Source organism: Cupriavidus cauae (assembly GCF_008632125.1).
Classification (GTDB): domain Bacteria; phylum Pseudomonadota; class Gammaproteobacteria; order Burkholderiales; family Burkholderiaceae; genus Cupriavidus; species Cupriavidus cauae.
The window spans coordinates 62,217-70,872 of sequence record NZ_VWRN01000060.1; the positions used below are offsets into that span (position 1 = coordinate 62,217).

The 8,656-nt window shown below is 68.4% G+C and carries 7 protein-coding genes; 2 read left to right on the forward strand and 5 right to left on the reverse strand.

Annotated elements, in window-relative coordinates; translation table 11 throughout:
- Positions 1-200: 200 nt before the first annotated feature.
- On the forward strand, positions 201-2,429 hold the full coding sequence (locus F1599_RS22370; protein WP_150084626.1) for a hypothetical protein: 2,229 nt from the start codon (positions 201-203) through the stop codon (positions 2,427-2,429).
- Between the two features lie 75 nt (positions 2,430-2,504).
- Here F1599_RS22370 and flhA read toward each other — a convergent pair whose 3' ends face one another.
- Positions 2,505-4,592: a flagellar biosynthesis protein FlhA gene (gene flhA / locus F1599_RS22375; protein ID WP_149319453.1), complete on the reverse strand. Its 2,088-nt coding sequence runs from the start codon at positions 4,590-4,592 to the stop codon at positions 2,505-2,507.
- Positions 4,589-5,731 carry a flagellar biosynthesis protein FlhB gene (flhB, locus tag F1599_RS22380; RefSeq protein WP_150084627.1) on the reverse strand — a complete coding sequence of 381 codons (1,143 nt, stop codon included), beginning with the start codon at positions 5,729-5,731 and terminating at the stop codon, positions 4,589-4,591. Before flhB ends, flhA begins: the two co-directional genes overlap by 4 nt.
- Positions 5,732-6,128: 397 nt before the next feature.
- Between flhB and F1599_RS22385 the strand changes: the two genes are divergently transcribed.
- Positions 6,129-6,842, forward strand: a complete 714-nt coding sequence (locus F1599_RS22385) for an F-box protein (protein ID WP_150084628.1) — start codon at positions 6,129-6,131, stop codon at positions 6,840-6,842.
- A gap of 16 nt (positions 6,843-6,858) precedes the next feature.
- Here the strand turns inward: F1599_RS22385 and cheZ are convergent, their stop codons facing one another.
- The 3 genes from cheZ to F1599_RS22400 all read right to left on the reverse strand — a co-directional run.
- The gene (gene cheZ / locus F1599_RS22390; RefSeq protein WP_149319450.1) at positions 6,859-7,497 is read right to left on the reverse strand and encodes a protein phosphatase CheZ; all 639 of its coding nucleotides are present in this window, start codon (positions 7,495-7,497) and stop codon (positions 6,859-6,861) included.
- A 10-nt stretch (positions 7,498-7,507) separates the two neighbouring features.
- Positions 7,508-7,903 (reverse strand): chemotaxis response regulator CheY, encoded by a 396-nt coding sequence (cheY, locus tag F1599_RS22395; RefSeq protein WP_006577576.1) that lies wholly within the window; start codon positions 7,901-7,903, stop codon positions 7,508-7,510.
- Positions 7,904-7,985: 82 nt separating this feature from the next.
- The coding region (locus F1599_RS22400) for a chemotaxis protein CheB (RefSeq protein ID WP_317845759.1) at positions 7,986-8,656 on the reverse strand (671 nt) is incomplete at its 5' end.

Sequence of the window (8,656 nt, forward strand, 5' to 3'; positions counted from 1 at the left end):
CGCGGCAGCACGGTCTGATTACCGGTTAACGGCAGCCATGCGGTTTTATTTCGCCCACGATGGCTGGCAGGCGGCAAGGAAGGCTCTCCGTTGCGTCGACAGCGCGGATCTTTTTGGAAGTGGGGACCGTTCGTCCCTGACAGACTCGCTGCTTTTTCACGATTCCCGCCGATCGACCGCTCGATCGCGACCAGCCCGCCATGCCGCTCGATACCTCGCCCCCCTTGTCCGTCCGCCCCTGCGATTCGACACCGCGCGACTGCCTCCCGACTGCCACCGTGCCATCCGGCGTCATGCGGGCCCACAGGCGTGGCGCCGACGATCTGCGGCTGGTGTTGCTGCCCACCGAGATCCTTGTACGCATCGCCGGCTACCTGCGGCCGAATGCGGCGCTGGCCCTTGGCCGCGCCTGCTGGCCGATATTCGAGGCGTTGCGCCGCGACGTCATCGAGCCGCTGCGCCTTGGCGAGCGGATCCGCTGGATCAACAGCCTGACCGGCGTCCAGGGCGCGATTCGCGGCGTGCTGGCGGCGCCGGCGGAAAGCCGCCCCGCCTTGTTCCATGCCGTTGCCCAGCGCGCGCAAGCCTTGCACCCCCTGCTGACGGAACCGTCGGGCGAGCTGCTGGCGCGCCAGCTGCAGGCGTGCGCCAGGCCTTGGTGGGACGAGCTCTATGCGGCCGAGGACCCGGCGCGGGAGCGTCTCGCCCAGGCGCGCAGCTGCACGGAGGCCCATGGCGAATTACTCGAGAGGGTGCTCGCCTCGCCGCCGGAGACACGGGTACGCCTGCTGTTGCGGTGGTTCGGCACGGCAGGCACGCCGTTGCCGACGGTCGGTCAATGGAGCCGTATCGTGTCCGCCTTGCCGCCGAACGCGCGCGGCCGGATGCTGGCCCTGATGGCCAATGGCATACCGAAGCAGGAAGCCGAATACGCGCACGCGCAGGCCATTGTGCTGGCAGCGGTGCGCAACTCGGCTGCTGCCGGCATGCCCTTGCCGGAGGACCACGCCAACGTGCTGGCGAACCTCGCCAAACGGCTGGTCTGGGACGCGCCCCGCGATCAGGCCGCCCGGCTCGCGCAGGCTTGGGACGAGATCGAATCGCTGACGCGCCGCCTTCCGCTGCCCGCGCAGCGAAACGTCCTTGCCGAGCTGACCGAATTCGTGCATCGCGACGATGCCGATCCGGCGGACAGGCCGGCGCAGCTTGCCCCGCGCTGGCAGGCGTTCATCGGTTACGTGGGCTCGCACCTGCCGCCGGCCGACGTCGCCATGATCCTCGGCCGGCTCGCCGAGCATAACCGCCTGGAAGACTACGGCCTGGACGACGACGACGAGGCGGAAGCGAACCAACTGGAAAGACCGATCCGCGAGGCGATCGCGCAGGCTGCCCAGGCGCTGCCCGGGGAATGGCGCGTGACGTTGCTGGCGCGGGTGCTGCGCTACACCCCGCCCGACGACCCGGGAATGGCCGCGCGATGGGATCAGGTGTTCGTCGCCGCCGCGGCCGTGCCGCCGGAGCACGCCGTGGCCGTGTACAGCGACCTGGCCAACGTGGTCGCCTGCCTGCCCATCGACATCCAGGAGAACCGCTGGCATGCGCTGGCGCATTGCGCCGAGACGGCCGTGAACCCGGGGGCCATGCTGCCGGTCCTGTTGGAACTGGCCAGCCACGGCCTGGCGCCGCTGCCGCCCCAGCGCCATGCCGCGCTGGTCCGGATCGGTGTACGGCTGCCTGTGGAGGAGCGCGGCCGCCTGTCCGCCGCGATGGCCACCACGCGCGACATCACGCCGCACAGGTGGCGCATGCAGATCGCCGAGCTGGAGGATCTGCCGCGTGCCGCCCGGCGAATGCTTGCAAGCAAGCTGGCCACCGTGCTGTTCGACTACCCGGCACAGGGGGTCTTTGTGCAGGCATCGGATGACGTTGCCGCGGATCCGGGCGAGCTGCTCTGCGCGAGGATGCCTCGCACGCTCGCCGAGGCGCTCAACGCGCTGTCGGAAATGCTGACCCTGCTGCCGCTGGCCCATCGCGGCGCCGTGCTGCTGTCGCTGTCACCGATGCAGGGCCGTTGGGGCGCCGAACAGTGGAGCGTCCCGCGTGCGCGCTGGTTGCTGGAAGAGGCCTTGAAGCTTGCCCCGCTTCAGCACCATGGCATCGGCATCGTGGCCAACGTGTTGCGCGCGGTGGCATTGCGATGCCGCAACGAAGCAGACGCCCGCGCGCTGCTGCCGCTGCTGGAGAGCGCGGTGCGGGCACTGCCGGCCGATGCACGCGCCTCGTCATCGTTCATGCTCAGTTCGCTGATCGAGCGCCTGCTGAAGGACCAGCCGTCGCGCGATCGGTGGCTCGCCGAGATGTGGGCGTTGCCCGCCGAGGACGTCGCCGTTGCGACGGGCTCGCGCAAACGGAAGGGGGCGCCGCAGTGAGCGCCGCAGTGAACGCTACGGTGAGCGCGCCCTCGCCTTGATCGGTACCGCCGCGAAACGCGAAACCGGGCGGACTCAGCCCGCGCCGCCGATCATCGCGGTGATGCGGATATTGCGGTTGTCCGGCACCTCGGAATGCGACAGCACCCGCAATTGCGGCATGGTCCGCCGCAGGAAGCGGGACAGCAGCGGCCGCAGCGCATGCGGAACCAGCAGGACCGGATCGAGACCCATCTGCTCCTGACGTGCCACCGCCCCCTGCGCCTGCTGCAGCAGCGCATCGGCCAGGCCCGGCTCGATGCTGCCGCCGGAGTTCAAAGCCTGCGACAGCACGCGCTCCAGGCCCGCATCCAGGCCGATCACCTGCAGGTCGGCGCCGTTCGGGAACCACTGCTGCGTGATCGCGCGGCCCAGCGCCATGCGCACCAGCGCGGTCAGCTCGTTCGGGTCGCTGATCTTCGGCGCATGCTCGGCGATCACATCGAGGATGGTGCGCATGTCGCGGATCGGCACGCTTTCGTCCAGCAGGTTCTGCAGCACCTTCTGCAGCGCCGTCAGCGTGATCGTCTTCGGCACCAGGTCCTCGGTCAGCTTCGGCGATTCCTTGGCGATGCGGTCCAGCAGCTGCTGCACTTCCTGGCGGCCCAGCAGTTCGGCCGCGTGCTGATGGATCAGATGGTTCAGGTGCGTGGCCACCACGGTGCTGGCGTCGACCACGGTGTAGCCGAGCGCCTGCGCCTGTTCCTTGATGCCGCTGTCGATCCAGACCGCCGGCAGGCCGAAGGCCGGATCGCGCGTCGGCGTGCCGGGCAGCGTGCCGCTGACCTGGCCCGGGTCGATCGCCATCCACTGGCCGGGCACGGCCTCGCCGTAGCCGATCTCCACGCCCTTGAGCGTGATGCGGTAGGCGTTGGGCTTCAGTTCCAGGTTGTCGCGGATATGGACCACCGGCACCAGGAAGCCGATCTCCTGCGCCACCTTCTTGCGGATGCTCTTGATGCGGCCCAGCAGTTCGCCGTTCTGCGCGCGATCGACCAGCGGAATCAGCCGGTAGCCGACTTCCATGCCCAGCGGATCGACCAGCGTGACGTCGTCCCAGGTGGCCTCGGTGTTCTCGTTGGCCAGCGCCGGCGCACGTTCTTCGCGCTTGGCGGTCTGCCTGGCCGCCTGCTGGCGCTTGCCGACATAGGTGCCGAACCAGATCAGCGCACCCGCCAGCAGCAGGAAGGCGATGTGCGGCATGCCGGGGATGATGCCGAGCAAACCGATGATGCCGCCGGTGATGTACAGCACGCGCGGATCGGAAAACAGCTGGCCGGTCAGCTGCTCGCCGACGTCCTGGTTGTTCGACACGCGCGAGACGATAACACCGGCGGCGGTCGAGATCACCAGCGCCGGAATCTGCGCGACCAGGCCGTCGCCAATGGTCAGCAGCGTGTAGTTGCGCACCGCCGTCGAGAAGTCCAGGTCGTGCTGCACCATGCCGACGACCATGCCGGCAAAGACATTGATGAACATGATCAGCAGGCCGGCGATCGCATCGCCGCGCACGAACTTGCTGGCACCGTCCATCGCGCCGTAGAAGTCCGATTCCTGCGCGACCTCGGCGCGGCGCTTGCGCGCGCCTTCCTCGTTGATCAGGCCCGCGTTCAGGTCCGCGTCGATCGCCATCTGCTTGCCAGGCATCGCGTCCAGCATGAAGCGTGCGCCGACCTCGGCGATACGGCCCGCGCCCTTGGTGATCACCATGAAGTTGATCACCACCAGGATCGCGAAGACCACGATGCCGACCGCGAAATTGCCGCCCACCAGGAAGTGGCCGAATGCCTCGATGACCTTGCCGGCCGCGTCGGGGCCGGTATGGCCCTCGAGCAGCACCACGCGCGTGGAGGCGACGTTCAGCGACAGCCGCAGCAGCGTCGAGAACAGGAGCACGGCCGGAAACGCGGCGAAGTCTAGCGGACGCTGCGTGTACATGCCGACCAGCAGCACCATGATCGACAGCGCGATATTGAAGGTGAACAGCAGATCGAGCAGGAAGGGCGGCAGCGGCAGCACCATCATGCCGAGGATCATCACGATCAGCAGCGGCCCGGCCAGTGCCTTCAGCTGGCCGGCGGACTGCCCGCCCGTCAGTCGGAACAGCGAGTTCAATGCATTCATGCGCGGCTTTCCGGTACGGCAAGTTCATCGGGCACCGGCAGGCCGGTCGGGGCCTCGGGCAGCGGCCCGTTGGCGTGGTGCCAGTGTTTCAGTTGGTAGACCCAGGCCAGCACTTCCGCCACGGCGGTGTACAGCCCGGACGGGATCTCGTGGCCCAGTTCGACATGGCGGTGCAGCGCGCGCGCCAGCGGCGGCGCCGACAGGATCGGCACGCGATGCTCGGCGGCCAGCTCGCGAATGCGCGCGGCCACCTCCTCGGTGCCCTTGGCGACCACGCGGGGCGCGCCCATGCGGCCTTCCTCGTAGCGCAGCGCCACGGCGAAATGGGTCGGGTTGGTGACCACCACGTCGGCCTTCGGCACTTCGGCCATCATCCGGCGCCGCGCCATCTGGCGTTGCAGCTGGCGGATGCGGCCCTTGACGTGCGGGTTGCCCTCGCTTTCCTTGTGCTCCTGCTTGACCTCTTCCTTGGTCATGCGCAGCTTCTTGAAGTAGTCCCAGAATTGCCAGGGCACGTCGATGCCCGCCACCAGCAGCAGCGAACCGGCGGCCAGCGCGCAGCACAGCAGCACCAGTTCGAGCAGGCGCAGCAGCGCCTCCTGCACCGGCGCGTTCATCAGCGCCACGGCATCCGGCAGATGGCGCCACAGCACCCAGAAACCCACGCCGCCCACCAGCAGCGACTTGGCGACGGCCTTGGTCAGCTCGACCAGCGACTGCGCCGAGAACAGCCGGCCCAGCCCCTTGAACGGAGACAGCCGGGAGAAATCGGGCAGCAGCGACTTGGTCGAGAACAGCCAGCCGCCCAGCACCATCGGCGCCAGCAGCGCCGCGGCGGCAAACAGCAGCAGCAGGGGCAGCACGCCCAGCAGCGATTCCCAGACCAGCTGCGCGAAGCCGGCCAGCATGCGGGCCGGATCGTGGGCCACGGCGGGCTCGAAGGACAGCGCGGCGCGCATCACGGTATCGAGCTTGCGGCCCAGCATGCCGCCGAGCCCCCACAGGCCGGCCACGCCGGCCATCAGCATCACGAAGGTGCCGAGCTCGCGCGAACGCACCACCTGCCCCTCCTCGCGCGCCTTTTCCAGGCGCCGGGGTGAGGCGGGTTCGGTTTTTTCGAGATCGCTTTCTTCGGACATGGCCGCTCCGTGGCGAAGCGGCATGCCGCCCTTCGACGGGGTCGATTATCGGAGTCGGCGGCGGCGGGTATTAGGCCGAATAGGCGGGGGATTGCGGCGCTATTTTGGCGATGGGATGGGGGGGTGCGCAGCGGAGGCCGGGGGAACGGTCCTGTCAGCGAGTTAACGGCAGCGTGCGGGTTTTCTTTTGTGGGCAAGGGCGCAAGCGAGAGCGGTAATGCGGCCGCGATTCGGAAAGACCCTCGCGAAGTTCGCCGCTTTGGTCGAGGGTTCGATGCCAATGCCGCTCACCTGCCGCTCACCTGCCGCTCCCATGCCGGAGGCCACGGGCACGCGTCGACGTCCGCGCACGGTAGCAACCCACCCCATCGTCCTCCTCATTTCTTCGAGCTTCCCGATGCCTTTCGGTACCTTGTTCCCCTTGCCCGCGCCGCGTTCCACGCCCGACATTCCGGCTCCCCTCCCGTCCGACGCCACTGTCCAGCCGGAAGGCGAAGCCGGCCGGCGGCGGCTGGACGCGATGCCCGTGGAGATCCTGGTCCATGTGGCCCGCTACCTGCGCCGGACCGACGCCTTTGCGCTGAGCCAGAGCTGCCGCGGCATGAACGCTGCGCTGCACCGCGACATCCTCGAACCCCTGCGCCTGGCCGAACGGATTCGCTGGATTTGCGGCGTATCGGCCTTCGAAGCGGCCATCCGGGGCGTGCTGGCCGCGCCCGCCGGCCTGCGGGACGCGCTGTTCCGCAGGCTGGAGCAGCGGGTGCAGCACCTCTATCCCGGGCTGGACAAGCGCGCGCGCACATTGTTGCAGCCGCACCTGACACCGCCGTCGACAATGCCGTTCGACGCCGTGGCGGCCGCACTGGATCGCGCTCGCACGGCCCAGGCCCAGCAACAGAAGACCCCGGTACCGGCCCTCGATGCCTGGCCGCACCTCATCGAGACATGCCCATCGCAGGATCAGGCCAGTCTGCTGGCGATGCTGGCCGACAATATTCCCGGCGATGCCCCGCGCTGGCACCGCTTCATCGATCATGTCGGCGCGCATTTTGCCCCGGACCGGCCCGACGGCGCAGCGGTCTCCGGCAAGCGAAAGGACCTGCCGGAATAGCCCAGCGACAGGCCGCTCAGAACCCCAGGCTCGCCAGCAGATCGTCGACCTGCGACTGGTCCGATACCACGTCGTGCTTGCCTTCCGGATTGACCTGCGGTCCGTTCATCAGCGTGGCCGGGCCGGCCTCGACGCGGCGCTCGGCCGGGACATTGTCGATCAGCATCTGCAGCAGTTCCTGCTCCAGCGTCTGGATCATGTCCATCATCTTCTTGATGACCTGGCCGGTCAGATCCTGGAAGTCCTGCGCCATCATGATGTCGAGCAGATGGCTGCCGGTGGCGCGGGCCTGCGTCGGCACCTCGGTCAGGAAGGCGCGCGTGTCGAGCACCAGCTCGCGCGCGTCGGCCAGTTCGACCGGCCGTGCAAACCAGTCCTCCCAACGCTTGTCGAGCGCCTCGGCGTGCTTCTCCAGGTCGGCCTGGATCGGCTGCGCCAGCTCGACCGCGTTCAGCGTGCGCTCGGCCGCCTTCTCGGTCATGTTGGCGATGTAGCTCAGGCGATCGCGCGCGTCGGGGATCGCCTGCGCCGCGCGCTCGATCTCCTTGTCCAGGCCCAGTTCGCGCATGCTGTCGCGCAGCATGCGCGTCAGGCTGCCGATGCGCTGGATGATCTGCTCGGCGGACTCGATATTGATATTCGACGTGGTGGACATAGCGGCTGCCTCAGGCCCCTTCCTTGGCGATCTTCTCGAAGATCTTGGTGATCTTCTCGTCCAGCGTCGCCGCGGTGAACGGCTTGACCACATAGCCATTGGCGCCGGCCTGCGCCGCCGCGATGATGTTTTCCTTCTTGGCCTCGGCCGTCACCATCAGCACCGGCGTCTTCGCAATCGCGGGATCGGCGCGAATGCCCTGCAGCATGGTCAGGCCGTCCATGTTGGGCATGTTCCAGTCCGAGACCACGAACTGGAAGCTGCCGTCCTTGACCTTCTCCAGGCCGGCGGCGCCGTCTTCGGCTTCCTCGACGTTGGCGAAACCCAGCTCCTTGAGCAGGTTGCGGATGATGCGGCGCATGGTCGGGAAGTCGTCGACCACCAGGATCTTCATGTTCTTGTCCACTCTACGGCTCCATTACGGTTGTGGATGATTGCGTCTATCCGGACGCGCCGCGCAGGCCAGCCGCGCCGCGTCCGCGTGGTTGTCAAACGCGCTGCGCGCGTGTGCCGAAGGTCGCCAGCCGTGCCATCACGCGCTGGCTCATCGCGGACAGCGGCACTACCTCATGCGCGCCGCCGGCGGCGATCGCCTCCTTCGGCATGCCGAACACGATGCAGCTCTGCTCGTCCTGCGCCAGGTTGTAGGCGCCGGCCTCGCGCATCCGCAGCATGCCGCGCGCGCCGTCGCGGCCCATGCCGGTCAGGATCACGCCGATGGCGTTCTTGCCCGCATGCACGGCGGCCGAATCGAACAGCACGTCGACCGACGGCCGATGCCGGTTGACCGGCGGGTCCTGCGACAGGTGCGCAACATAGTTGGCGCCGCTGCGCGCCAGCAACAGATGCTGGTCGCCCGGCGCAATATAGGCGTAGCCCGGCAGCACGCGTTCGCCATGCTCGGCCTCCTTGACCTTGATGCGGCACAGGCCGTCGAGCCGCTGCGCGAACGAGCGCGTGAAGCCGGCCGGCATATGCTGGACGATCAGCACCGCCGGCGCATCGGGCGGCAGCGGCATCAGGAATTCCTTGATGGCCTCGGTGCCGCCGGTGGACGCGCCGACGATGATCAGCTTCTCGGTCGACAGCAGCGGCGTGCGCAGCATCGGCGCGGGCTCGGCGGGCTGGGCGCCGGGCGCCGCCGCCGGCCGCGGGCGCG

Coding starts and splice junctions, on each gene's coding strand:
- cheZ (WP_149319450.1), bottom strand. CDS start 7,497: ATGTCCACCACGTCGAATATCAATATCGAGTCCGCCGAGCAGATCATC.
- F1599_RS22370 (WP_150084626.1), top strand. CDS start 201: ATGCCGCTCGATACCTCGCCCCCCTTGTCCGTCCGCCCCTGCGATTCG.
- F1599_RS22385 (WP_150084628.1), top strand. CDS start 6,129: ATGCCTTTCGGTACCTTGTTCCCCTTGCCCGCGCCGCGTTCCACGCCC.
- flhB (WP_150084627.1), bottom strand. CDS start 5,731: ATGTCCGAAGAAAGCGATCTCGAAAAAACCGAACCCGCCTCACCCCGG.
- flhA (WP_149319453.1), bottom strand. CDS start 4,592: ATGAATGCATTGAACTCGCTGTTCCGACTGACGGGCGGGCAGTCCGCC.